General features: G+C 70.2%; 22 protein-coding genes. 11 read left to right on the forward strand and 11 right to left on the reverse strand.

The genetic code is table 11. The features are described 5' to 3' along the window. Positions 1 to 11: 11 nt before the first annotated feature. Positions 12 to 1,514 carry a hypothetical protein gene (locus tag V1460_RS18745; protein ID WP_338674794.1) on the reverse strand — a complete coding sequence of 501 codons (1,503 nt, stop codon included), beginning with the start codon at positions 1,512 to 1,514 and terminating at the stop codon, positions 12 to 14. Between the two features lie 231 nt (positions 1,515 to 1,745). Between V1460_RS18745 and V1460_RS18750 the strand changes: the two genes are divergently transcribed. Next, positions 1,746 to 2,867, forward strand: coding sequence for an aminoglycoside phosphotransferase family protein (locus tag V1460_RS18750; protein WP_338674795.1), 1,122 nt, complete (start codon positions 1,746 to 1,748; stop codon positions 2,865 to 2,867). A gap of 107 nt (positions 2,868 to 2,974) precedes the next feature. Here the strand turns inward: V1460_RS18750 and V1460_RS18755 are convergent, their stop codons facing one another. Next, a complete protein-coding gene (locus V1460_RS18755; protein WP_407077488.1) occupies positions 2,975 to 3,928 on the reverse strand; it encodes a helix-turn-helix transcriptional regulator in 954 nt (317 codons plus the stop codon). A 102-nt stretch (positions 3,929 to 4,030) separates the two neighbouring features. Here V1460_RS18755 and V1460_RS18760 point away from each other — a divergent pair, with 102 nt between their 5' ends. Then, positions 4,031 to 5,473, forward strand: coding sequence for an MFS transporter (locus tag V1460_RS18760; RefSeq protein WP_407077489.1), 1,443 nt, complete (start codon positions 4,031 to 4,033; stop codon positions 5,471 to 5,473). Positions 5,474 to 5,671: 198 nt separating this feature from the next. Next, positions 5,672 to 7,897 (forward strand): terpene synthase family protein, encoded by a 2,226-nt coding sequence (locus tag V1460_RS18765; RefSeq protein ID WP_338674796.1) that lies wholly within the window; start codon positions 5,672 to 5,674, stop codon positions 7,895 to 7,897. 102 nt (positions 7,898 to 7,999) lie between these two features. Here the strand turns inward: V1460_RS18765 and V1460_RS18770 are convergent, their stop codons facing one another. From V1460_RS18770 to V1460_RS18795, 6 genes are all read right to left on the reverse strand, one after another. Beyond that, positions 8,000 to 8,500: a hypothetical protein gene (locus tag V1460_RS18770; protein ID WP_338674797.1), complete on the reverse strand. Its 501-nt coding sequence runs from the start codon at positions 8,498 to 8,500 to the stop codon at positions 8,000 to 8,002. A gap of 575 nt (positions 8,501 to 9,075) precedes the next feature. Further along, positions 9,076 to 9,318 (reverse strand): DUF397 domain-containing protein, encoded by a 243-nt coding sequence (locus V1460_RS18775; protein ID WP_338674798.1) that lies wholly within the window; start codon positions 9,316 to 9,318, stop codon positions 9,076 to 9,078. 140 nt (positions 9,319 to 9,458) lie between these two features. Continuing rightward, on the reverse strand, positions 9,459 to 10,637 hold the full coding sequence (locus V1460_RS18780) for a thiolase domain-containing protein (protein ID WP_338674799.1): 1,179 nt from the start codon (positions 10,635 to 10,637) through the stop codon (positions 9,459 to 9,461). Next, positions 10,634 to 11,680 carry a thiolase domain-containing protein gene (locus V1460_RS18785; RefSeq protein WP_338674800.1) on the reverse strand — a complete coding sequence of 349 codons (1,047 nt, stop codon included), beginning with the start codon at positions 11,678 to 11,680 and terminating at the stop codon, positions 10,634 to 10,636. The genes V1460_RS18780 and V1460_RS18785 overlap by 4 nt, the downstream gene beginning before the upstream one ends. A 2-nt stretch (positions 11,681 to 11,682) precedes the next feature. Next, positions 11,683 to 12,657, reverse strand: a complete 975-nt coding sequence (locus V1460_RS18790) for an OB-fold domain-containing protein (protein ID WP_338674801.1) — start codon at positions 12,655 to 12,657, stop codon at positions 11,683 to 11,685. Between the two features lie 42 nt (positions 12,658 to 12,699). Continuing rightward, the gene (locus V1460_RS18795; RefSeq protein WP_338674802.1) at positions 12,700 to 13,500 is read right to left on the reverse strand and encodes a crotonase/enoyl-CoA hydratase family protein; all 801 of its coding nucleotides are present in this window, start codon (positions 13,498 to 13,500) and stop codon (positions 12,700 to 12,702) included. A gap of 191 nt (positions 13,501 to 13,691) precedes the next feature. Between V1460_RS18795 and V1460_RS18800 the strand changes: the two genes are divergently transcribed. The 4 genes from V1460_RS18800 to V1460_RS18815 all read left to right on the forward strand — a co-directional run bounded on the left by V1460_RS18800 (position 13,692) and on the right by V1460_RS18815 (position 17,064). After that, entirely contained in the window at positions 13,692 to 15,326 is a 1,635-nt protein-coding gene (locus tag V1460_RS18800; protein ID WP_338674803.1) for an acyl-CoA synthetase, read from the forward strand. 246 nt (positions 15,327 to 15,572) lie between these two features. Next, complete coding sequence (locus tag V1460_RS18805; protein WP_338674804.1) at positions 15,573 to 16,076, forward strand: GNAT family N-acetyltransferase; 504 nt, start codon at positions 15,573 to 15,575, stop codon at positions 16,074 to 16,076. 134 nt (positions 16,077 to 16,210) lie between these two features. Further along, positions 16,211 to 16,936, forward strand: coding sequence for a uridine kinase (locus V1460_RS18810; RefSeq protein WP_338674805.1), 726 nt, complete (start codon positions 16,211 to 16,213; stop codon positions 16,934 to 16,936). Beyond that, positions 16,933 to 17,064, forward strand: coding sequence for a hypothetical protein (locus tag V1460_RS18815; RefSeq protein ID WP_338674806.1), 132 nt, complete (start codon positions 16,933 to 16,935; stop codon positions 17,062 to 17,064). Before V1460_RS18810 ends, V1460_RS18815 begins: the two co-directional genes overlap by 4 nt. A 71-nt stretch (positions 17,065 to 17,135) precedes the next feature. On the opposite strand, the gene V1460_RS18820 is transcribed toward V1460_RS18815, so the two are convergent. The 3 genes from V1460_RS18820 to V1460_RS18830 are packed head-to-tail and all read right to left on the reverse strand — an operon-like array spanning position 17,136 to position 19,809. Further along, the gene (locus V1460_RS18820) at positions 17,136 to 17,780 is read right to left on the reverse strand and encodes a response regulator transcription factor (protein ID WP_338674807.1); all 645 of its coding nucleotides are present in this window, start codon (positions 17,778 to 17,780) and stop codon (positions 17,136 to 17,138) included. Then, the gene (locus V1460_RS18825) at positions 17,732 to 19,009 is read right to left on the reverse strand and encodes a sensor domain-containing protein (RefSeq protein ID WP_338674808.1); all 1,278 of its coding nucleotides are present in this window, start codon (positions 19,007 to 19,009) and stop codon (positions 17,732 to 17,734) included. The genes V1460_RS18820 and V1460_RS18825 overlap by 49 nt, the downstream gene beginning before the upstream one ends. A gap of 14 nt (positions 19,010 to 19,023) precedes the next feature. Next, positions 19,024 to 19,809: a CPBP family intramembrane glutamic endopeptidase gene (locus V1460_RS18830; protein ID WP_338674809.1), complete on the reverse strand. Its 786-nt coding sequence runs from the start codon at positions 19,807 to 19,809 to the stop codon at positions 19,024 to 19,026. A gap of 148 nt (positions 19,810 to 19,957) precedes the next feature. On the opposite strand from V1460_RS18830, the gene V1460_RS18835 reads away from it, so the two are divergent. The 4 genes from V1460_RS18835 to V1460_RS18850 all read left to right on the forward strand — a co-directional run bounded on the left by V1460_RS18835 (position 19,958) and on the right by V1460_RS18850 (position 24,140). Further along, positions 19,958 to 21,076: a LuxR family transcriptional regulator gene (locus tag V1460_RS18835; protein WP_338674810.1), complete on the forward strand. Its 1,119-nt coding sequence runs from the start codon at positions 19,958 to 19,960 to the stop codon at positions 21,074 to 21,076. 81 nt (positions 21,077 to 21,157) lie between these two features. Then, positions 21,158 to 22,522 carry a histidinol-phosphate transaminase gene (locus tag V1460_RS18840; protein WP_338674811.1) on the forward strand — a complete coding sequence of 455 codons (1,365 nt, stop codon included), beginning with the start codon at positions 21,158 to 21,160 and terminating at the stop codon, positions 22,520 to 22,522. A 92-nt stretch (positions 22,523 to 22,614) separates the two neighbouring features. Continuing rightward, positions 22,615 to 23,430 carry a GNAT family N-acetyltransferase gene (locus V1460_RS18845; protein WP_338674812.1) on the forward strand — a complete coding sequence of 272 codons (816 nt, stop codon included), beginning with the start codon at positions 22,615 to 22,617 and terminating at the stop codon, positions 23,428 to 23,430. Between the two features lie 122 nt (positions 23,431 to 23,552). Then, positions 23,553 to 24,140, forward strand: a complete 588-nt coding sequence (locus tag V1460_RS18850; RefSeq protein WP_338674813.1) for an XRE family transcriptional regulator — start codon at positions 23,553 to 23,555, stop codon at positions 24,138 to 24,140. The last annotated feature ends 8 nt before the right edge of the window (positions 24,141 to 24,148 follow it).

Below are 24,148 nucleotides of genomic sequence, written 5' to 3' on the forward strand. Positions count from 1 at the left end.
CACGGTCCCGTTCAGATCGCCACCCCGCGGTTGCGCTTGGAGGGGCTGTTGGGCAGGGCGAGCTGCAACTCCTCGCGGAGATCCTGGATCTTCGAGTACTCCGCGTACTGCCCGGTGAGTCGGTACATCTCGCGCAGCCGGTCCCAGGTGCGATGGGAAGAGGTCTCCCCCATCGACACCAGGGCGAGCCTGGCGTACCGGTCCGCTTGCTCCGGGTCGTCAGCGATGAAACAGGCCGAGGCGAGAGAGATGTAGTCGAAGATCTTGGACCGCTGCCGACCGCCTTCCCTGAGTTGCAGCGCCTGCTTGGCGTGGCGCTGCGCGGTGATCGCGGCGGAGGGGTCGTGCTCGGCGAGGGTGCGGTACGCCAGGGCCTGCATGCCGTGCAGGTCGGCCTCGTCGAAAAGCTGCATCCAACTGGGCGGTGGCACATCGCCCTTGTCGGCCACGAACAGCTCCTCGGCCTGGCCGAGAGTGCGGCGCATGGCCTGGCCGCGCCCCATGGACGCCTGTGCCCAGGCTTCGATGGTGAGCAACATGGCGTGCGTACGCGGGAGAGTCTCCTCGCCGGAACCCGACTTGGCGAGCTCCATGAGGTCGATGGCATCGTCGGGACGGCCGAGGTGCACCATCTGCCGTGCCGCCCTGGAGAGCGCCTCTCCGGCGCGTGGACGATCGCCGCCCTCACGGGCCGCGTGGGCCGCGATGACGAAGTACTTCTGCGCCGTGGGTTCGAGCCCGACGTCATGCGACATCCAGCCGGCGAGCACGGCGAGATTGGCGGCGACTCCCCACAGCCGCCGCTGAAGGTGGTCGGGGTGCCGGAAGGCGAGCATTCCGCCCACCTCATTGAGCTGGCCCACGACGGCCTTGCGCTGGAGACCTCCGCCACGGGAGGCGTCCCAGGCCCGGAACACCTCGACAGAGTGCTCCAGTGCCTCGACCTCGTCCGACCCGATGGGGGCGGCTTCGTAGCGGTCGAACCCGGCCGGCTCGGCGGGCAGGGGCTGGGCGGCAGAGGCGGCCCCCGGAGAAGTACGGATGGTTGCGGGATCCGTGTGCAGCCACTCGTACATGGCGCTGCTGAGTGCGGAGCCTGCGGCGAGCACGGCACCCGCGCCCACAAAGCCGCGTCGGTTGAGCATGAGGTCCATTCCCGTGAATTCGGTGAGGACCGCCGCCGTACGGTCGGGTGCCCAGGGCAGGTCGTCGGGATTCTGCGTGGTGCTGACGTCCCGCCGTCGTCCGGTGCGCTTCTGCCGTACGAGACCGAGGTCCTCGATGGTCACGACACGGCCGAGTCGTTCGGTGAACAGAGCCGCCAGCACTCTCGGCACGGGATCACGAGGGGTCTCCCCCATGTCGATCCAGCGCCTCACTCGCGAGGTGTCGGTCGCCAGCTGCGGATGGCCCATGGCCGCCGCGTGCCGGTTCACGAGCCGCGCGAGTTCGCCCTTGGACCAGCCGGCCAGGCCGAACAGGTCGGAAAGACGGGTGTTGGGTTCTCCGGTCACGTCAAGCCCCCAGGTTCTCGGCTGAGTTGACAGTAACCGCCTGTCAGAGGGGTGGCGACTATTCGCCAGGGTTCGCCAGGGTTCGCCAGATGGTGTGCCACCCGCGACCCGGTGTCAGGTAGGAACGCGCCACCCCGCCCCGGGGCCCACAGCATTCCCCAGGGTGCCGAAGGCTTCCGGGGCGGGGCCGCGCACGCGACTTGTCGGCACACGAAGGGATCTGTCTCACCCATGTACACAGCATCGTCCTCCGTGTCCGCCCCGCCCCGGCCGCAGACGGTCGCCCCGGTCGGCGGCAGGACGTTTCTCGACCCCTCCTCGGCAGCTGTGCGGACCCGGCGTTGGCCGGCGACCGCGGGCCAACCGCTGAGCGGGAGAATCGACTTGTCCGGCCCCCAGGGCGCGCAGTTGCGCATGGCGATCGCTTCGGTGCACCGGATCTGCCCGGAGTTCAATCCGGTCCAGGTGCTGCGCAGGAGCGGACGCTCGGTGCTCCTGGTCGGCAGTACCGGGCGGGCGACCGCTGTCGCCAAGTGCTTACTCGACCAGTCGCAGGTGTGGACGGACCGGTTCCAGCACGAAATAGCGGCATATCGTGCGTTCGTCCGACACCGCCCTCCGGTGCGGGTTCCCCGGCTGATCGCTGCGGATCCGGACAACTGCACGCTGGTGATCGAACGCATGGCGGGCCGTCCCGCCGCCCTCGTACGGCATCCGTCCGAGGCCCCGCCGCGCGCGGATGTACGGGCGGCGCTCGGGGCGATCGCGCGGCTCAACACCTGGCGACCGCCGGCCGGCATGTTCGACGCTCCGCTCGACTACGCCGCCCGGATCGCCCGGTACCACGAGCTCGGGCTGTTCACCGACCGCGATCTGGGTGACCTGCAGAAGCTGCTGCACGGGGTCGCCCACGCCGGCGGGCGTTACGGCGTGGGGCAGTTCTGCCACGGCGACGCGCTGTTGTCGAACATCCTCCTGTCGCCGACCGGCCCCGTGCTGGTCGACTGGGAGCACGCGGGCTGGTACCTGCCCGGCTACGACCTGGCGACACTCTGGACGGTCATGGGTGACGCGCCCCTGGCGCGTCGGCAGATCAGCCAGCTCGCCCAACAGTCCGGGACCGCGGCACGGGATGCCTTCCTGGTGAATCTGATGCTGGTGCTGACCAGGGAGATCCGAACGTACGAGACCGCCGTGCAGCGGACGATGCGGGAGTCGGACCCGGCCAGGACCGTACCGCAGCACCCCGGCGGGATGTCGATCGGAGAGGAGCAGCGGCTGCTGCTGCGGCGGCTGCACGACGACTGCGCGCTGGCACGGCGGGCCGTGCGCGCCGCGGTCGGCACACGCTGACCGTCAACGAGGGGGATGGGCGATGTGCGTCCAGTGCCGACACACTGGACGCACATCGCCTTGTTGGCTGCTCCTTCGGGACGGGCCGCACGCGACCGGCCCGTGCGTCAGCCGGTCACGGTGTCGCCGGCCAGCGTCTGGAGTCGCTCCAGCCGTTCCCGGGACTCCTGGTCGGCCGGCGTGTAGGTCAGCAGTCGGGCACCGCTCACCGGACCTAGCCAGAGATCGGTGTGGTCGAGCGTCAGCAGGCCGACATAGGCGTTGTCGATCTGTTTGCGCCTGCCATGCGCACCGCTCACCACCTCATGGCGCTCCCAGGTCTCGCAGAATTCGGGTGATGCGGCCTGGAGCCGCCTCAGGAGCACCTTCCAGGCCGGCTCGGCGAGATGCTCGGCCATCGCGGCACGGAACTTGGCAGCCATCAGCCGCGAAGTCTCTTCCCAGAGCACCACCGACGAGCGCCACTGCGGGTTCGTGTGGATCAGGAACAGGCAGTTGCGGTCCTCCGCCGGCACCGTGTCCAAATCGCACAGCAGCCGCCCATAGGTGCGGTTGTACGCCAGGATGTCGTACCGGCCGTTCTGGATGCACGCCGGGATCGGCTCCAACTGGTCCAGTACCGCGACCAGAGCCGGAGTGACGGAGGGACAGATCGTGCGCGGCGCGGGATCGACAGCGCCCGCGAGGTGGAACAGATGGCTGCGTTCGGTGGTGTCGAGCAGCAGGGTCCGAGCGAGGGCGTCGAGCACCTGGGCGGAGACCTGGATGTCACGGGCCTGCTCGAGCCAGGTGTACCAGGTGACACCGACCGCCGAGAGCTGCGCGACCTCCTCGCGGCGCAGGCCGGGTGTGCGCCTGCGGCGGCCACGCTCCAGGCCGACCGTCTCGGGGCTGATCCGTTCGCGCCTGCTGCGCAGGAACGCGGCGAGCTCGCGACGCCGGATCTCCGCTGCCTGTTGCGGCTTCGCGGCAGGTCGAACGACGTCGTGCTCACGGGGCGGACCGTCCGGCGCCCGCGTCACCGTCTGCGTCCCCTGTGGCATGTGCGTCACGGTGCTCATGAATCCCAGCGTGCCGAATCCTCGAACCTGTTTCCAGGTACTCCCTGTACCAGGATAACCAGACTCTGGTACCAGGCTTGGGTAGGGAGCAGGCTCAATGCCGTGAGCGAAACAGCAACCCTTCAGACCCATGGCCGCGCCGCGCGGCCGGATGCGGTGCAGCCGTCGGCGCTGGGTGGACTCGGCCTGTTCACCTTGCTGCTCGGCGCGGCACTGCCCATCGTCGACTTCTTCATCGTCAATGTCGCACTCTCGACCATCGGCCGCGATCTGGCCGCGGGAGAGGCGGTGCTGGAGCTGGTCGTGGCCGGGTACGGCGTCTCCTACTCCTTACTGCTGGTGCTCGGTGGGCGGCTCGGCGACTCGCTCGGCCGCCGGCGACTGTTCATCGGCGGAATGGCGGCCTTCGGTATCACCTCGCTGGCCTGCGGGCTCGCCCCTGACGCCTGGACCCTGGTCGCGGCGCGAGTGGCCCAGGGTGCCGCGTCGGCGACGATGCTGCCGCAGGTGCTGGCCACCGTCCAGGCCGCCACGTCAGGGCCACGGCGCGCCCGTGCCATGAGCCTGTACGGCGCGATGGCCGGGCTCTCCATGGTGGCCGGTCAGATACTGGGCGGCCTGCTGGTGGCCTGGGACTTGGCGGGCACCGGCTGGCGAGCGGTGTTCCTGGTGAACGTGCCCGTCGTGGTGATCGGCCTCCTCCTCGCGGCGCGGGCCGTGCCGGAGACCCGCGCCCAGCGCCCCGAGCCGGTCGACGTACCCGGCACCCTGCTGCTGGCGGCGGCGATGGTGACCCTGCTGGTGCCGCTGACCGAAGGACGGGCGGCCGGCTGGCCCTTGTGGACATGGCTCGTACTGCCGCTCTTCCCGGTCTCGGCGTACGCCTTCTACCGGGTCGAGCTGAGCGCCGACCGCAAGGGACGTACTCCGCTGGTGCCGCCGAGCCTGTTCCGGCTGGTGTCGCTGCGGCGGGGACTGCTCATCATCGTGCCCTTCTCGATCGGCTTCAGCGGGTTCATGTTCGTGATCGCGGTGGCGCTCCAGCAGGGTGCGCGGCTCGGGCCGGTCACGGCCGGGCTGGCGCTGGCTCCCATGGCACTGGCCTTCCTGGTGGTCTCGCTGGCAGGCCCCCGGCTGGTGGCACGGTTCGGTGCACGGGTGGTGAGCGCGGGCGGCTTGGTGCAGGCGGTGGGCCTCGCCCTGATCGGCATGGCGGTCTGGCGGGACTGGCCGGGGCTTGACGCCGTGTCACTGCTGCCCGGTGCCGCGGTGGCGGGCGCGGGACAAGCGCTTCAGATGCCGGTGCTCTTCAGGATCGTGCTCTCGGAGGTTCCGTCGGAGCGTGCCGGAGTGGGCAGCGGTGTCTTGGTGACGGCTCAGCAGTCGTCGCTGGCGCTGGGGGTGGCCACGCTCGGTTCGCTGTTCCTCGGCCTGGTGCCGATGCTGGGTATGCGCGACGCCCTGATGGCGACTCTGCTGGTGCAGCTGGCAGGGGTCGTGCTCACGTTCCTGCTGAGCCTGCGCCTGCCGAAGCGCATCGCGTGAGGTGCCTTCCCGTGACGCGCCCGCCGCCCCGCCGCGGGCCGTGTTCAGGCCCGGGGCGGGGGCACCGCCACTGCGGTTTCATTCGGATGGGTGATCACGGCTCTCGCGTGGGCCGGATGGACGACGGGTAGGCCTGGCCCGTACGCGACCGGTTCGCGCGGCGCACGCGCGGACGCTCACCGAAAGGCCCGGGCACGCATGGCACAGCCCTTCGAACTGCCGGATTTCTACGTTCCTTATCCGGCTCGACTCAATCCCCATGTCGATGCGGCGCGGGAGCACACCCGGGAGTGGGCGCGTCGGATGGGCATGCTGGAAGGGTCCGGAGTCTGGGTGCGGAAGGACCTCGACGCGCATGACTACGCGCTGCTGTGTGCGTACACCCACCCGGACTGCTCGGCGGAGGCCCTGTCCCTGGTGACGGACTGGTATGTGTGGGTGTTCTTCTTCGACGACCACTTCCTCGAGGTGTTCAAGCGCACCGGTGACCTGGCGGGCGGCAGGGCCTATCTGGACCGGCTGCCGGCGTTCATGCCGCTCGACCCGGCACGGGATACACCCGAGCCGACCAATCAGGTGGAGGCGGGTCTCGCCGATCTGTGGGCGCGGACCGTGCCGAGCATGTCGCCCGCCTGGCGGACGAGGTTCGCCCTCGCGACCGAACATCTGCTCAACGAGTCGATCTGGGAGCTCGACAACATCAACGAGGGCCGGGTGTCCAATCCCGTCGAGTACATCGAGATGCGCCGCAAAGTGGGAGGCGCCCCCTGGTCGGCGGGACTCGTCGAGTACGCGGCCGGTGCCGAGGTACCCGCGCGAGTGGCGGGTTCACGGCCGATCCGGGTGCTGACCGAGACGTTCGCCGACGCGGTGCATCTGCGCAACGACCTGTTCTCCTACCAGCGTGAGGTGGAGGACGAGGGCGAACTGAGCAACGGTGTCCTGGTCCTGGAGACGTTTCTGGGGTGCGCGCCCCAGGAGGCGGCCGAATCCGTCAACGACCTGCTGACATCGCGGCTGCAGCAGTTCGAGAACACGGCGCTGACCGAAGTCCCCGCGATGTGTGTCGAGTCCGGCCTCGACCCGGCCGAGTGCGCGGCGGTCGCCGCGTACACGAAGGGCTTGCAGGACTGGCAGTCCGGTGGCCATGAGTGGCACATGCGGTCGAGCCGCTACATGAACAAGGAGGTACGGACCGGCGCTTCGCCGTTCGGCGGGGTGCTGGGCACCTCGGCCCTCGACATCAGCACGCTGTTCGGACGGCCCGCGGCGGCGCGACTGCGCGCTCTCACCCACGTCCCGCACCAGCGGACCGGTCCGTCGCTGCTGCCCGACTTCGAGTTGCCGTTCCCGCTGACGCTCAGTCCGCACCTCGATGAGGCTCGCGCCAGGTCCATCGCGTGGGCCGACCGGATGGGGCTGCTCGGCGACATCTGGGACGGGCCGATGCTCGCCGGGTTCGACTTCGCGCTCTGCTCGGCAGGGCTCGACCCGGATGCCACCGCCGATGAGCTGGAGCTGAGCGCCGAGTGGCTGACCTGGGGGACCTACGCCGACGACTACTACCCGTTGGTGTTCGGACGTCCGCGCCGGCTCATCGAGGCGAAAGCCTGCCACGAGCGGCTGCTCGCCTGTCTGCCCCTCGGTGACCCTGCCGCGGGGGCGGCGACAGCGGTGAGCCCGATGGAGCGGGCGCTGGCCGACCTGTGGGCGCGTACCGCGGGGCCGATGGGCCTCGAAGAGCGGACGGCACTGCACGGGTCGATCGAGGTGATGCTGGAGAGCTGGCTGTGGGAGCTCCACAACCAGGCTCAGCACCGGGTGCCCGACCCGGTGGACTATGTCGAGATGCGTCGGCAGACCTTCGGCAGCGATCTGACGATGCTGCTGTGCCGTCTGCGGCACGAAGGACAGCTGCCGCCCGAGGCGTACCGGAGCGGCACGGTGCGGGGCCTTGAGCATTCGGCGATGGACTACGCCACGCTTCTGAACGATCTGTTCTCCTACCAGAAGGAGATCGAGGTCGAGGGCGAGGTGCACAACGCGGTGCTGGTGGTGCAGTCCTTCTTCGGCTGCGACTACCCGTCGGCAGTGCGCATCATCGACGATCTGATGCGTTCCCGGCTGCGGCAGTTCCTGCATCTGAAGGAGCACGAGCTGCCGGTGCTCTGCGACCAGTTGCGGCTTGACGAGCGCGGCAGGGCGGCCCTGGACACCTACGTGCGGGAGCTGGAGGACTGGCTCGCCGGAATCCTGCACTGGCACCGCCATGTGCGGAGGTACGCGGAAGAGGACCTGCCGCACGGCGCCGGCACGCCGCTGCGGACCAGCGGGCCGACGGCCGTCGGGATGTCGGCGGCCAGGATCGTCGCAGCGCTGCGACGGCCTGGCGAGGGGGTGACGACGGGAGCGATCCCCGCATAGCAGGCGGGGTGCAGTCCCGGGGCACCGGGCAGACGGCCGCGGGCTCGCCGTGATGTGGTCACGGCGAGCCCGCTGGGCGCGTCATCGAGGTTCGCGCTCCGCTCAGCCCTGCTGGAAGAGCTCCGCGGGCAGTGGCTTCAGTAGCGCGTAGAGGTCATCGGTGATCGGCCGGTCCCAGCTGGCGATGGTGACCAGGACGTTGTCACTGCGGTCGAACTGCACGCAGGAGATACGGGTCTCGGAGAGCTTGATCCGGCGGACGATCAGAAGGTTGTCACCCTGCATCACCGGTACGTCCTCGGTGCCGGTAACTGCGACCTCTTCGTCGTTCTCCAGCGCGACGAGCAGTTGGGCGACCTCGAACGGGATCTGGCCCTCGGCGAGCTCCCGGGCCGGTGAGCCCTCGGGCAGATTGCCGATGATCATCGCAGGGCCGCGGCCGCCGAACAGATCGTAGCGCAGGAACACGCCCTGGCAGCTGCCGTCGGGGGCGGGGAGCAGGCCCGCGCCGAGGTTGCCGGGCCAGTCACCCGGGTCCATGGCCAGGACGTCGAAGTCGGGGCCCGCGGGGTGGGCGGCGTTGCGGCGGCGGAGGAAGGACATGCGGCCATGGTACGTGTCCGGCGGCCTGGTGCGGCGCTCCGGGTATGGTGCGGTGATCGGCTCCGGGGCCTCGGTCCACGATCGCGCCGGTCTCCGCTCGGACCCACTGGGCGGGGTCGGTGAAGCGGCAAAACCGACAGAATTGCAGGCAGTGCGTACGGCGGCGAAGTGCCCCGTCCGCCCGCGCGGCCTCCCGCCGACTCTCGATCTCCGTGAGCAGGATGCGGCTGCGCGGCACGCCGTCCGGCCGGCGCACCGGCTTCGCCGAGAGCGCGCCCTGCCATGTCAGGACAGCGTGCCGTCCGGGCGCGGACAGCCCCGGCGCGACGCCGCAGCGGCGCCGTCGCGATGACGGGGGCCGTGCCCACGACAGCGGTTCTTGCGGAGTGAGAGCCGTTGCGGACGGCCCGCGAGGAGCCGATCCGCGGTTCGATGGGCAAGCATCGCCCCTCGGCCCACCCGGTGGGCGGGGCGTGAGGCCGTGACCCACTGAGTCCGTGGCGCCGGCTCGGCTCCAGGGCCGACCGGGGAGCGGCGGGGGCGTGGGCCGCGGTCGGCCCACGCCGGTCGGGGCATCAGGTGAGGTCGAACTCGCCCTCACGGGCGTTGAGGAGGAAAGCGCGCCATTCGGCGGGGGTGAAGATCAGCGAAGGGGCTTCGGGTCTGCCGCTGTTGCGCATCGCGATGAACCCTTCGACAAAGGCGATCTGGACGTCCCCCGCGCCCTGGGTACCCGACTGCCAGTCGGCCTGGCTGAGGTCGAGGTCCGGCTTGCGCCAGCCCGAAAGCGGCTGCTCCGTGGTGATGGTGTCGGCCACGTGCGTACTCCTCCCGGTTCGTCGTCCGCGCTCAGACTAGCGATCGCCGCCGGTCGCGGACAGGCCGCGGACAGCGGCGGGACATTCCGCGCCGCCGCCGTCCTGAGACCGCGCCGCCCACCGGTCGGCGCCGGAGAGGTTCAGTGTGCCGGGGGCTCCGATCCGACCAGCCACATCGCGAAGAACTGCGAGCCGCCGCCGTAGGCGTGGCCCAGTGCCTTGCGGGCGCCGTCGACCTGGTGTTCGCCCGCCTGGCCTCGTACCTGGAGGGCCGCCTCGGCGAAGCGGATCATGCCGGAGGCGCCGATGGGGTTGGTGGACAGCACTCCGCCCGAGGGGTTGACGGGGAGGTCCCCGTCGATCTCGGTCACCCCGGACTCGGTGAGCTTCCAGCCTTCGCCTTCCGCGGCGAAGCCCAGATTCTCCAGCCACATGGGCTCGTACCAGGAGAACGGGACGTACATCTCGACGGCGTCGATCTCCCGGCGCGGATCGGCGATATGGGCCTGCCGGTAGACATCGGCGGCGCAGTCCTTGCCCGCCTGCGGAGACACGAAGTCCTTGCCCGCGAAGAGGGTGGGCTCGCTGCGCATGGCACCGCCGTGCAGCCAGGCTGGCGGGCGGGGCGAACGGGCCGCTCCCGTGCGGTCGGTGAGGACCATGGCGCAGGCACCGTCGGACGAGGGGCAGGTCTCCGAATAGCGGATGGGGTCCCACAGCATCGGCGACGACTGCACCTTCTCCAGCGTGATCCCGTGCTCGTGCAGATGCGCGTAGGGGTTCTTGAGGGCGTTGCGGCGGTCCTTGTACGCGACGAGGGAGCCGACCGCGTCGGGCGCCCCGGTGCGCCGCATATAGGCCCGCACATGCGGGGCGAAGAAGCCGCCGGCGCCGGCGAGCAGCGGCTGCTGGAACGGGATGGGCAGCGACAGGCCCCACATGGCATTGGACTCGGACTGCTTCTCGAACGCGAGGGTGAGCACGGTGCGGTGGACACGGGCCGCGACGAGGTTGGCGGCGACGAGCGCGGTGGAGCCGCCCACCGAGCCCGCCGTGTGGACCCGCATCATGGGCTTGCCCACCGCGCCGAGCGCGTCGGCCAGATACAGCTCGGGCATCATCACGCCCTCGAAGAAGTCGGGAGCCTTGCCGATGACGACCGCGTCGATGTCCGCCCAGTCCGACTGGGCGTCGTCCAGCGCGCGCCGGGCGGCTTCGCGCACGAGGCCGGCCAGCGAGACGTCATGCCGGGCCGCCACGTGCTTGGTCTGGCCGACACCGACGACGGCCACGGGCTCCTTGGCGGATGTGCGGCTCATACGGCGTCTCCTTCGAGGACGGCGACCAGGTTCTGCTGGAGGCAGGGACCGGATGTGGCGTGTCCGACGGCCCGGTCGGATTCGCCCCGGTGGACGGCGGCGGCGGCCACGCCGATCCGGATGAGCCCCGCGGCCATGATCGGGTTGGCGGCGAGTGCGCCGCCGGACGGGTTGACCCTGGTGCTGTCGTCGAGGCGCAGGGCCTTGCGCAGCACGACCTCCTGGGAGGTGAACGGGGCGTGCAGCTCGGCGGTGTCGACCGGCCCGTCGAAGACCCCGGCGCGCTCGGCGGCGAGCCGGGTGGAGGGTGACTCGGTGAGGTCGCGTACACCGATGCCGTGGGCCTCGATGCGGTGGTCCATACCGCGAATCCAGGCCGGTCGTGCGCAGAGCTCGCGAGCCCTGTCACCGGCGGCGAGGACGACGGCGGCTGCCCCGTCGCCGATGGGTGGACAGTCGCCGGTGCGCAGCGGGCGCACCAGGTAGTCGCCCTGGCCGTGGTGGCCGCGTAGCTGTGCGTACGGATTGGACTCGGCTGCGCTGCGGCTGCGGGCGGCGATGCCGGCGAGTTCCGGCTCGCTGGTGGCCCCGCTGTCGATGAGCGCCTGTGCCTGGAGGGCGGCGAGTGACACCGAGTCGGGCCACAGCGGGGCGACGTAGTAGGGGTCGAGTTGGCGGGTCAGGACGTCCCGGACCGAGCCGGGCGAGGACTTCCCGTACGAGTAGACGAGCGCGGTGTCGGCCTCGCCTGTGAGGAGTTTCACCCAGGCCTCGTACAGTGCCCAGGCGCCGTCCATCTCGACATGGGACTCGGAGATGGGCGGCCAGGCCCCCACGCCGTCGAGGGCGAGGGTGAAGGAGAAGGCCCGGCCGGCCAGGTAGTCGCAGGAGCCGGAGCAGGTGAAGTCGATGTCGCCGGTGCTCAGTCCGGTCTGTCCGAGGACGTCGTGCAGCACCGGCATCAGCATCTCGACCTCGGAGAGCTCCTCGCTGCTGCGCCGGGTCTCGGTCTGGGAGAAGGCGACGATCGCGACGTCTCGCATGGCTACAGCAGCTCCTTGTAGGTGTCGTAGTCCGCGTCGGGCTCGCCGGTGGGCCGGTAGTGGTCGGGGTAGCGGCCGCCCTCGGTCCACACCGGTTCGACGCGCAGGCCCATGCGCACCTGGTCGTAGGGGATGCCGCCGATACGTCCGTGCAGGGCGAGGTCCGCGCCGTCGAGCGCGATGTGCGCGTAGACGTAGGGCACATCGATGTCGTCGTTCATGGCGTTCTTCGCCTTGATGTTGACGATGCAGTAGGTGGTGACGGTGCCGCGCGGGCCGACTGCGACCTGCTCCGCGGTGGCCACACCGCAGGTGGGGCAGGCGCCGCGGGGCGGGACGTACACCTTACGGCAGGAGGGGCAGCGTTCTCCGGTGATGCGCCGATCGGCGAGTGCGCGGATGTAGCGGGTCTGGGCGCGGCCGGGACTGTAGTTGTAGTCGAGCCTGGCGTGGGCGACGATGCCGGTGACGGGGTCGTCGAAGGTTCCGCGGTGCGATTGCGCCTCCCTGGCCGCGGGTTGCCCGGATTCGCACGGCTCGAAGCAGGCGATGTCGGTGATGGCGCCGCCACGCTCGGACGCCCAGCGGATACGGACCCGCATCCCGGTGTGCACGGTGTCGGGCCCTGGTGTGTCGAGTACGTGCAGCAGCGCGGTGTCGGCGCCGTCGAGCCTGACGAGCACCCAGGCGAAGGGGGTCCCCAGTGGCTGGCCGCGGCGTGGCGCCGGGTTCCAGGCCCAGGTGGTGACGGTGCCGGTGGATGCGACTTCGACCATCTCGCGGAGCTCCCGCGCGGTCTCGGGGTCGTACTCGACGGGCGGCACGAGAACCCGGCCCGCGGTGGTGCGGACGCCCAGCACGGCGCGCTCGCGCAGCCCGGTGAGGAAGGCGGACTGGACGGGTCCGAGAGAGCGGGTGAAGGGGAATTCGACGACCAGGGGTGCGCGCAGCACCTCGGGGGCGGGGCCGGCTGACATCGGTCTCCTCGTGTGGGTGCGGGCTGGGCCTGGGGCCTGTGCTCACGTCCGGCGGTAGACGGGGGCGCGCTTCTCGGCGAACGCTCGGGCGCCTTCCTTGGCGTCGGCGGTGTCGAACACCGGCCAGCCGCGCTTGAGTTCGGCCGCGAGTCCTTCGGTCTCGGTCATCTCGGCCGTCTCGTAGACGGAGGCCTTCACGGCTTCGACGGCGAGCGGACCGCAGGCGTTGATCTGCTCGGCGACGGTAAGGGCGGCCTCCAGTGCCGTGCCGTCCGGGACGACACGGCCGATGAGTCCGACCCGCTCCGCTTCGGCGGCGCTGTAGGGGCGGCCGGTCAGCAGCATCTCCAGCGCGTGTGTACGCGGGATCTGGCGCTGAAGGCGGACGGTGGAACCGCCGATGGGGAACAGCGCCCGCTTGACCTCGAACAGCCCGAAGGTGGCGCTCTCCCCGGCGACGCGGATGTCGGTGCCTTGCAGGATCTCGGTGCCTCCCGCCACGCAATGTCCCTCGACGGCCGCGATGACGGGTTTGCGTGGGCGGTGGTGGCGGAGCATCGCCTTCCAGTGGAGGTCGGGGTCGGCCTTCAGCCGGTCCCGGTACCGCTCCCCCACCATGCCTTTGCCCGCGAGCGCCTTGAGATCCATTCCGGCGCAGAACGAGCCCCCCGCGCCGGTGAGCACGATGGTGCGGATGGTGTCGTCGGCGTCGGCTTCCGTCCAGCCGTCGTGGAGGCCGACGAGCATCGGCAGTGAGAGCGCGTTCTTCGCCTCGGGCCTGTTGAGAGTGAGCACCAGTGTGGCGCCTTCGCGCCGCACGGTGAGGTGTTCCGTACCGGCCATGACCGTCCTCCCGTCGCAAGACCTAGAACAGGTTGCAGGAGCCAGGGGTGCAGTTCAATAGTTTTCTGACAGGCAGTCAGATTTCTTCTGCCAGGCCCCTTCCCACTTGTGCGCCCCGGCGCTCTAATGACCGCTCCGAGGCAGTGGACCCCCTGCGGGTCATGAGCGCGAGCGGGAGCCGAGGAGGAACGATGGAATACAACCTTGCCGACCTGTTCGAGTCGGTCGTGGATGTCGTCCCGGACCGTGAGGCACTCGTGTACGTCGACCATCCGGGGACGGGGGCCGAGCGCAGGTACGGCTACGCGGAGCTGGACGCGGCGGCGAACCGGATCGCCCACCACCTCGTCACGGCCGGGCTGAAGCCCGGCGAGCACCTCGGGCTGCACCTCTACAACGGCGTCGAGTACCTCCAGACGGCCCTGGGCTGCATCAAGGCCCGTCTCGTGCCGGTCAACGTCAACTACCGCTATGTGGAGGAGGAACTGGCCTACCTCTACCGCGACGCCGACCTCGCGGCACTCGTCTTCGACGCCGAGTTCACCGAGCGGGTAGCCGCCGCAGCACCGCGGAGCGAGACGTTGCGCCACCTGGTGCGGGTGGGCACCCCACCCGATGGCGCCCCCGCGCTCGACTGTGTGGAGTTCGCGGACGCGGAGGCCGACGGCTCGGTGGAGCGCGGCTTCGGCCCACGGTCGGCCGACGACCAGTTCATCATCTACACCGGTGGTACCACCGGGATGCCCAAGGGTGTGATGTGGCGGCAGGAGGACCTCTTCTTCGCCGGTCTGGGCGGCGGGGCGCCCACGGGTGAGCCGGTGCGGCGCCCGGAGGAGCTGGCAGAGCGCGTCGCCGCGGGCGGCAGCGGCATCACCTTCTTCCCCACTCCCCCGCTGATGCACGGCACTTCGACGCTGACCGCCTTCATCGGCTTCAACTTCGGGCAGCGGGTGGTACTGCACCGCAAGTACGCTCCGGAGGAGGTACTGCGCACCATCGAGCGAGAACGGGTGACCAGTGTCTCGCTGGTGGGCGACGCCATGCTGCGTCCGCTGATCGACGCACTGAACGGGCCGCTGAAGGGGACTGACCTGTCCTCGCTGTTCAGCGTGTCGTCATCGGGGGCGATCATGTCGGAGACGGTGCGGGAGCAGTTCACGGCCCTGGCGCCGAACGTGATGCTGCTGAACAACTTCGGTTCGTCGGAGTCCGGGTTCAACGGTACGGCGACGGACGACTCCGGCCCGGAGAAGGGCTTCCGACTACGTGTCAACGCCCGTACACAGGTGGTCGATCCGGCAACGTACGAGCCGGTGGCCGTCGGCGAGCCGGGCCGCATCGCCCAGCGGGGCCATGTGCCGCTCGGCTACTACAACGACCCGGAGAAGACCGCCGAGACCTTCTTCCGCAGGGGCGACGAGCGCTGGGTACTGCTCGGGGACATGGCGACGGTGGACGAAGAGGGTGTCGTCACCGTGCTCGGGCGCGGTTCGCAGTGCATCAACACCGGCGGCGAAAAGGTGTATCCGGAGGAGGTCGAGCAGGCTCTGAAGGCCCATCCGGATGTGTACGACGCCTTGGTCGCCGGGGTCCCCGATCCGACCTGGGGCAACCATGTGGCGGCCGTGGTGCAGTTGCGCGAGGGCGCGGAGCCGCTCGATCTGGAGGCGGTGCAGGCGCACTGCCGGCTGCGGCTCGCAGGCTACAAGATCCCTCGGCAGCTGGTGCTCGCGCAGGCTATCCAGCGCTCGCCGAGTGGCAAGGCGGACTACCGGTGGGCCAGATCCGTGGCGACGGCGGACGCGGAGGCACCGCGCTCCGAGTGACCGGTAGCCCGCGTCGGGGGCGAAGCCGGACAGCGGTCACGAATCCCGCAGATCTCCCACTCGGCAACTCGTCCAAGGGCCCGTCTGTCCTCGTCGCTCCCCTCGGGGTTCGAACTCCGCGCCGGACGTGACTGAATGCCCTCACAGAGATCCACTCGACAACCGGACGCAGTAATTTGTGCGTTGATCCAGATGCCCGATGGCTCCAGCTGTGGTCCGTGATGATGCGAGAGGCGATGTGAAGGCATGACTGCGTACAAGACGATGCCGTTCCACCTTGAGACCGACCGGCTGATACTGCGGCCGTGGGCAGACTCGGACGCCGAAGAGTTCTGCGCCCTCCTCTCCGAACGCGGAAAGGGGACCCCCGCGGTTGAGCACATCCGGACGTCCCTCGCGGAACTGCTGACCGAGACGGCGACCACAGGCATCGCCCTGTTGCCCATCCAGCGCCGCGACGAAGGCGACTTCATCGGCTACTGCGGGCTGATCACCGGTCGCTCCACCCTGGAGGAACCCGAAATCGCGTACGAGCTGTTCCAGCGCGCGCATGAGCGTGGCTACGCGACCGAGGCGGCCGGCGCGGTGCTCGATGCCGCCATCGCGACCGGGCGGAAGCGGCTCTGGTCGACCGTCGGCACGTGGAACACACCGTCGCTCCGTGTCCTTGAGAAGCTCGGGTTCGAGCGGGATCACCTTTCCACCGAAGAGAACGGTGAAGTCGTCTGGCTCACACGCTCATTGCCGTGACAGCACGAGCATGTTCCCGGGACTCCACGCTCAAGTGTGCTCCGCCAGCGCACCGGGCATGCAGCCAGGCCGTCCGGTCGTGTGCGCCTCGCGTCCCTGTGCCGGCTCAGTCGAACCATCGGTAGGTTGATCTCATGGGAACATCACACGGGGATATACGTCATTCGGTTTCAACCTGGCAGCAGCCGTGCCCTCCGGCGGCCTCCGCCGAGCGCAGCGCACTGGTCGAAGCGGTCGCCAAACAGATTCTGTCGCTCGGCCAAGGCCGCCTGCTGGTCGGTATCGACGGCTTCACCGCCGCCGGGAAGACCAGTTTCGGGCATGAACTCGCCGAGTGGATCAGCACTGCGGGGCGGCCGGTACTCAGGGCGACACTCGATGACTTCAAGAAGCCGTGGCGGGACCGGCACCTGTACGACCGGGAGTCCGGTGAGGGGTACTACCGCAACGCCTACGACTACGAGGCGGTCAGGCGCCTGCTGCTGGATCCCTGCCGGTCATCGGACGCGGAGTCCTGCGTGCTGTGCGGCATCGACCCGCTGACCCAGCTGGATCACTCCTCCGAGGTGTCACCGCTCGGGGCGGACGCGGTACTGATCGTCGACGGTGTCTTCGCGTTCCGGCCCGAGATCGACGCGTACTGGGACTTCCGGATCTGGCTGCAGGTGGATGCGGAGCTCTCGGTGCGGCGGGGCGCCGAGCGCGACCAGGACTGGGCCGGGTCCGAGGCGGAGTCGATCCATCGCAACAGGTATCTGGTGGCAGAGCGCATCTATATGGAGGAGGTCGACCCGTTGCCGAGGATGGACCTCGTGATCGACAACTCGGTGTTCGCCCGTCCGCGGGCCGTACGACCGTGAGGCAGACGAACGGTGCGGCGGACGAGTGGTTCCGGTCGTCCGCCACAACCCTGGCATCCGACTGGCGGCAGCTCAAGATCGCCCAAGGCTCGGACGACCGGACGGCCGGAGTTCTCGTCGAAGGGTGACGCACCGAGCGGATCCGCAGCACCGCCAGGGTCGGCTGCTCCGGGTAGGGCTGCGGCCGCGCGGTGCCGTCTCACCCCTTCAGGTAAGCCAGCACCGCGAGCACCCGCCGGTTGTCCTCCGGCGACTGCGCTATCCGCAGCTTCCCGAACACCGACGCGATGTGCTTGGCCACCGCGCTCTCGCTCACATGGAGGGTCTGGGCGATGGCGGTGTTGGACCGTCCCTCGGCCATCAGGGCAAGGACCTCGTGCTCGCGGCCGCTCAGGGACTCGGTGCGACCGCGCTTCCCGCTGCGGGCGAGCAGTTTGGCCACGACCTGGGGGTCCATCACAGTGCCGCCCGACGCGACCGTGCGCAGCGCGTCGATGAACTGGGCCGTGCGGGTGACACGGTCCTTCAGCAGGTAGCCCACGGCGCCTTCGCCGGAGGCGAGGAGTTCATGGGCGTACAACTGGTCGACGAAGTGGGACAGGATCAGGACGGGGAGCGCGGGGCGGCTGTTCCGGGCCTGGAGAGCCGCCCTCAGCCCCTCGTCCGTATGGGTCGGCGGCAGCCGGACATCGATCACCGCGACGTCCAGGTCGATCCGGGTGAGAGCCCTCTCCAGCGCAGGGCCGTTGTCCACGGACGCGACGACCTGGCAGCCGTGGTCGTGCAGTGTGCGGGTCAGACCGTCCCGTAGGAGGAAGAGGTCTTCGGCGAGGACGACGCGCACGGGATCTCCAAGGTTGCTGTGGTCGGTCCGCCCGGTGGGCTGTACAGGGTGAGTGTGCCGTCGAAGGAGTCCAACCGACGTCGGATGCCCGGTAGTCCGGTGCCTGCCGTCGCGTCCGCGCCTCCGTGGCCGTCGTCCGTCACACTCACCCGCAGCCGGCTACCGCGGTGGGTGAGGGTGATGTCGGCGCGAGTCGCCGCCGCGTGTTTGGCAGCGTTCGTGAGGAGTTCGGACACGGCGAAGTACGCCGCCGACTCGACGGGGGCCGGCAGACGCGGCTCGGGCAGTTCCGCGGCCACGTCCACATCCAGATGGCTCTCCAGGGCCAGTGAGCGGACCGCGTCGGCGAGGCCCCGATCCGCCAGGACCGGGGGGTGGATGCCGTGGACCAGGTCGCGCAGATCCTGCAGCGCCCTTTCAGAGCTGGCGCGCACCTCGACGAGCAGTGCGCGGGCGGACCGTGGGTCGGTTCCGAGAAGGCGGGTCGCGTCGTCCAGAGCGAGCCCGAGTGCGACGAGGCGAGCCTGCGCTCCATCGTGCAGATCCCGTTCGATGCGGGCGATCTCAGCCGCGTGGACGTCCTGGGCGACGGCTCGCGTATCCGTCAGCCGAGCCACCCGGCGTGCAAGTTCGGTGGTACGCGGAGCGGAGAGCAGGCGACGGGTGAAGCGGGCGTGCAGCGTGGTGACGGACGGCGCCGCGCGCAGACCCGCCGCTGCGAGGGCGAGGCCGACGAGCAGGGCGGCGACCATGGTGGCCGTCGATGTGACCGGCACGAAGGCGTACCAGTTGCCGTCGCCGAGCCGGGGCCACACCCAGGGCTGTACAAGGAAACCGAAGGCTCCGTATTCGACCAGCGCGAGCGGCACCGCCGCGAGTAGTGCGCCCGTCCAGGGTTCGAGGCAGGCCCAGCGCAGGTCGCGCCAGAACCCGTCGTCCGCGAGGATCGCGGCGCTGGTGCGGCGGGCCGATGTGTCGTGCGGGAGCGCATCGGGCCGGCTGAGAGGACGGCCGGTCCAGCGGGCCGCGCGGTCGCGGTACCGGTCGGAAGCGCGGCGCAGGAGTCGGGCGGCGGGCGGCAGCGCCCGGAAGCCCACGCCTAGCGGCAGCAGCAGCAGCGCCCCACCGGCCAGCATCCCTGCGCCGATCACCGCCAACCCGGTCAGCCCGAGCAGTTGGCAGCGTCCGACGGCGACCCACTGCTCGCGCCCGGAACGTGCCGCCCTCATGACCCCCGCCCCACTCATCCCGCCGTCGCCGTGATCTTAGCCGGGGCGCTCCGGCGCCCTCGCCGCACCCACGGCACCGCGGTCGCCGTGCACGCCAGGCCGAACAGGACCATGGGCACCGCGCTGCCCGTCTCCTCGTCCATGAACAGGAGCATGCCCAGATTGACCAGGCAGTGGAACGCGCCCGCAAAGAGCAGGCGATGGTGCCCCCTCGCTTCGTCCAGGGCCACCCCCAGTACGACGGACATCGCGGTCGTGGCCAGCAGGAAGCCCGCCGCATAGACCGGGCTCCCGGCCAGCACCTGGACGTGCCACAGCCCCCACACCACCCCGACCACCGCCGACGCGGTGAACGTGCCGAAGCGGGTGCGCAGCAGCGGCTGGAGGAAGCAGCGCCAGCCGATCTCCTCGCCGCAGGCGCCGACCAGTTGGGCGACGGCGACCAGGGCGAAGGAGTGGTGCAGTCCGCGCGGATCGATGGCATGCGCGGCGCCGGTGACAAGCGCGTACGAGCCGGCCGCCAGAAGGACGGCCAAAGGGGCGGTGGCGAGTAGCGCCATGCTCGGAGCGGCCGCACTCTGCGGAGACCCGGCGAGCAGCCCGCGGGTCCGCGCCGGCCACAGCAGGCCCGCCGCCGCCAAGGCCACCGCCGGTCCGAACTGGGTCAGTTGGACGACCTCCGGGGGAACGCCGACGGCGGGCTGTACGGCACCCAGCACCCCTGCCGCCGTGAAGGCGACCGCCACGAAGAGCCAGGCCTGCGATTTCCACGGCTCTCTGTTCTTCCTCTTCTTCTCCATGAGATCGACGATGCCGGGCAGCCGGCGGAAGCGGACTGCACCTGACTACCTGATGGGGCTGTACCCGGCACCACCCTCCGGGGAGGGTCCGACACAGCGTCAGGACCGACCGGAGGAGGGGGTCCGTGCGTCATGCGATAGTGATCGCGTGCTCGAACTGATCGGCAGAGATGCTGAATTGGTGCGGCTCGGCCCCCTGATCGCGGGTCTCGGGGAGAGCGGTGGCCCCGTCGTGGTCGACATCACCGGGGACGCCGGGATCGGAAAGAGCCGTCTGCTGGGTGCGGTGTGCTCCCGGGCGGTGCGCGGCGGGATGACCGTGTTGCGGGGCAGGGCAACGGAGTTCGAGCGCCACACCCCGTTCCAGGCGTTCACGGACGCGTTCACGGACCTCGACGCCCACGAACTCATGGGATCCGGTGGGGGCGACGGCACCGACGCCTCCGTGTTCGCCGATGCCGCGCCCGTGGTGTGCGGGGTCTCCCACGCTCCCACCGGAGATCCGGGCGCGGCCGACCGTTTCGGGGTCTACCGCGCGGTCGCCCGTCTGCTGTCCGGGCTCGGGGGTAGTGCCGCGGGCCGGGGGACTGCTGGTGGCACTGGACGATCCGCACTGGGCCGACCCCGCGTCGCTGGAGTTGCTCGACCACCTCGTGCGGCACCCGGCGGGCGGCCGGGTGTTGCTCGTCGTGGCACGCAGGGACCGTCAGACGCCGACCCCGCTCGCCGCCGCGCTCACCCGTGGAATCGACAGCGACGCCGTGCTTCCCATGAAGCTGGGTCGTCGGCCGCTCTCGCCGAGCACAGGGGCGACCGCGGTACGGCACCGCGCCTGCTCGACGAGGCGGTACGGGAGCACACCGTCATGGGGGCCGCGTTGTGGGAGGCCTACTCGCTGCCGCGCGGGGTCGTCCTCGCGCGGTCCGCGGGTGACGCTCCACGTGCCGCCGCGATGTGGCGGCGGGCCCGTCGTCTCGCCGACGGCGGCGGGGCGCGCCTGCTGGTCGACCTGGCCGACCTGATCCGGCCGCAGGATGCCGGTGAGGACCGCGACGGCCACGCGGTTCCGACGGACCCCGCTCGGCTGACGGCACGTGAGCGGGAGATCGCGGGGCTGGTGGCCCGGGGCTTCACCAGCAGCCGGATCGCCACGGAACTCTTCCTGACCGCCAAGACCGTCGAAGGCCGTCTCACCCGGATCTTCCGGAAGCTGCACATCGACTCGCGTGCGGCGCCGGCCGACCCGCCGGAGCCCGTCCGGCGGTGAGCGGGTTCATGCGGCGCCCGGTGAGCAAGGTCGTCCGCGCGTACGTACATAGGGGCAGCCAGACATCTCCGGAGGACCCCCATGGCCGAAGTCGGCAGCAATGTCACCGAGCTCTTCCGCGCGTCCACGGCGCACAGCCCGTCGTACTTCACTCTCAGCAGGGCGGGGGCGGCAGGCCAGGGCGGGGCGGCAAACGGGCCGGGGATCACCGACTTCTGCATACCCTGCAACCCCTACTTCCCGACGCCCGCGATGTTCGAAGACCTGGGCGACCGGCTGCGGGACATCCTCACGTACTACCCGAGCAGCGCGGACACCATCACGGCTGAGCTGTGCTCGGTCCTCGGCCTCAACCCGCAGACGGTCGCCATGGGCAACGGCTCGACCGAGCTGATCACCTGGATCGACCACCTGCTGGTGCGCGACTCGCTGGCGGTGCCGGTGCCGACGTTCGGCCGGTGGACGGACCAGCCGATGGAGACGGGCAAGCGGGTCGACATGTTCCCGCTGCCGGAGGCGAACGGGTTCGCACTCGATCCGGCGTCGTTCGTGGACTTCGTGCGCAGCCGAGGCTCCCGTACGGCGGTGATCTGCAACCCCAACAACCCGGACGGCGGTCTGCTGCCCCGGCACGCGGTGCTGGCTCTCCTCGACCAGCTCCGGGACCTGGACCTCGTCGTGGTGGACGAGTCGTTCCTGGAGTTCGCCGACGCGGAGGCGGACTCCAGCGTCGTCGCCGACGCAGTGCTGCGTCCCAACACCGTCGTGCTGCGCAGCCTCGGCAAGAACTTCGGTCTGCACGGGGTGCGTTTCGGCTATCTGGTCGCCAACCCGGGGCTGGCGGGGCGCATCCGGGCAGCGCTGCCGAAGTGGAACCTCAACTCCTTCGCGGAGACCGTGGTCTTCATGCTGAAGGAGCACCAGATGGAGTACGGGCAGAGTCTCCGTCTCGTGCAGCGCGACCGCCAGGAGATGATCTGGCAGCTCAGCCGGCTGCCGGGGCTCACGGTCTACCCCTCGCAGGGGAACTTCGTCTACGTTCGGCTTCCCGAGGGGATCGACGGAGCGGTGCTGCGCGACCGGCTGCTGGAGGAGTACGGCGTCCTGGTGCGGGAGTGCGGAAACAAGATCGGCAGCTCCAGCCGCTATCTGCGGCTCGTGGTGCGTCCACAGGCCGATGTGCAGCGCCTGGTGGCAGGGCTCGAACGCACGATGTACGCCCCCGCCGCGCCTCAGGCGCAGCCGCAGCGGCCGATGGCGATCCCGGTACCGTCCCAGGCCCCGGTCCCGTACCAGGGCCCGGTACCGTCCCAGGCCCCGGTCCCGTACCAGGGCCCGGTGCCGGCGCAAGGACCGGGCCCGATGCCCGCGCTGGCCTTGCCGTACGACTCGGGCCCCTACGGCTCGGGCACGGCCGCCGTCGACCGATTGGTGAGCGGCGCCTGACGGCCTGACGCGAACGCCTCCCCTCAGGGCTGTCCTGTACACCTCGCGAAAACGGGTTGCCCGACGGCTTGGTCCGCTGCTGAGGTGACCGGATGGATCACGATGAGCTGCTGGCGCGCTACGACCGCCAGATGCGGCGGCAGGCGCCGGCCGACGGCCCCGGGGCACGGGTCGAGAGGGTCGGCGACGTCGTACGGCACATCGCCGCACCGGGCGACGGTGAAGGCGACGGCTGGAACGGGATCATCTGGTCGGACCTGGACGACTCCACGGCGGACGCGGCCATCGCCGAGCAGCTCCGATATTTCGACTCGCTCGAATGCGGGTTCGAATGGAAGGTGTACGGGCACGACCGGCCCGGCGATCTGGCGAACCGACTACTCGCCGCCGGGTTCGAGGCAGACGACGAGGAGACCCTGCTGGTCGCCGACACACACGCGCTCGCCGCCGATACCGGTGCACCCGCCGGACTGGTGCTGCGGGAGGTGAACGACGCGGCCGGTGTCGACCTCGCGGTCCGCGTCCAGGAACAGGTCTTCGGGCGAGACGCTTCCGGGCTGCGCGGGCATCTGCTGGCGCAGCTCGCGACCCCCCGGCCCACCACGGTGGCGGTGCTGGCGATGGCGGGGGGCGAGCCGGTGGCGTCGTCACGGGTGGATCTGCCGGTGGGACGGGACTTCGCCGGACTGTACGGCGGCGGAACGCTGGCCGAGTGGCGGGGCCGCGGGGTCTACCGGGCCATGGTCCACTTCAGGGCCCGGATCGCGGCCGCCAGGGGCCACCGCTTCCTCCAGGTGGACGCGCTGCCCACGAGCAGGCCCACTCTGCAGCGGCTGGGGTTCACCGCGCTGAGCACGACGACACCGTACGTCCACCGTCTCGGGGCGTCCGCGCAGCACAGCGGCTGAGACCGCCGACGGCCGAAGACCGGCATCGGCGGCGGCGCTGTCGAGGCACTCGGGGCCGGGTCGACCGGCGGTTTCCGATCGGCTCTTTTGCGAGGACCGCAAAAGAGCGCACACTGGGCCGCATGGACACCGAACTGGAGCAGATCATCGACGGCATCGGGCCGCGGTTGCGTACGCTGCGCAGGGACCGGGGACTCACGCTGGAAGCGGTGGCGGCCACGACCGGCATCTCGGTGAGCACCCTGTCCCGTCTCGAATCAGGCATCCGGCGTCCGACCTTGGACCTGCTCATCCCGCTGGCACGGGCACACCGTGTCGCGCTCGACCAACTGGTGGCCGCACCGGCCACCGGTGACCCTCGGGTTCATCTGACGCCGGTGCGCAGGCACGACGGCAGCGTCATCGTGCCCCTGACCCAGTACCCGGGCCGGGTACAGGTGTTCAAGCAGGTACTGGCTCCGGGCAACCGGAAACCGAAGCCGGTGACCCACGAAGGCTATGAATGGCTCTACGTCCTCGCGGGCGAACTGCACCTCCTCATCGGGGATCGCGAGTCCACGCTCCGCCCCGGCGAAGCCGCCGAGTTCGACACCAGGGAACCGCACTGGTTCGGCCCGGCGAACGACTCCGCCGTGGAAATCCTGCATCTGTTCGGACCACGCGGCGACCAGGCCGTCATCCGCGCCGACGCCTCTGCCCACGGTCCCTGACCGCCGGC

Source organism: Streptomyces sp. SCSIO 30461 (assembly GCF_037023745.1).
Taxonomy (GTDB): domain Bacteria; phylum Actinomycetota; class Actinomycetes; order Streptomycetales; family Streptomycetaceae; genus Streptomyces.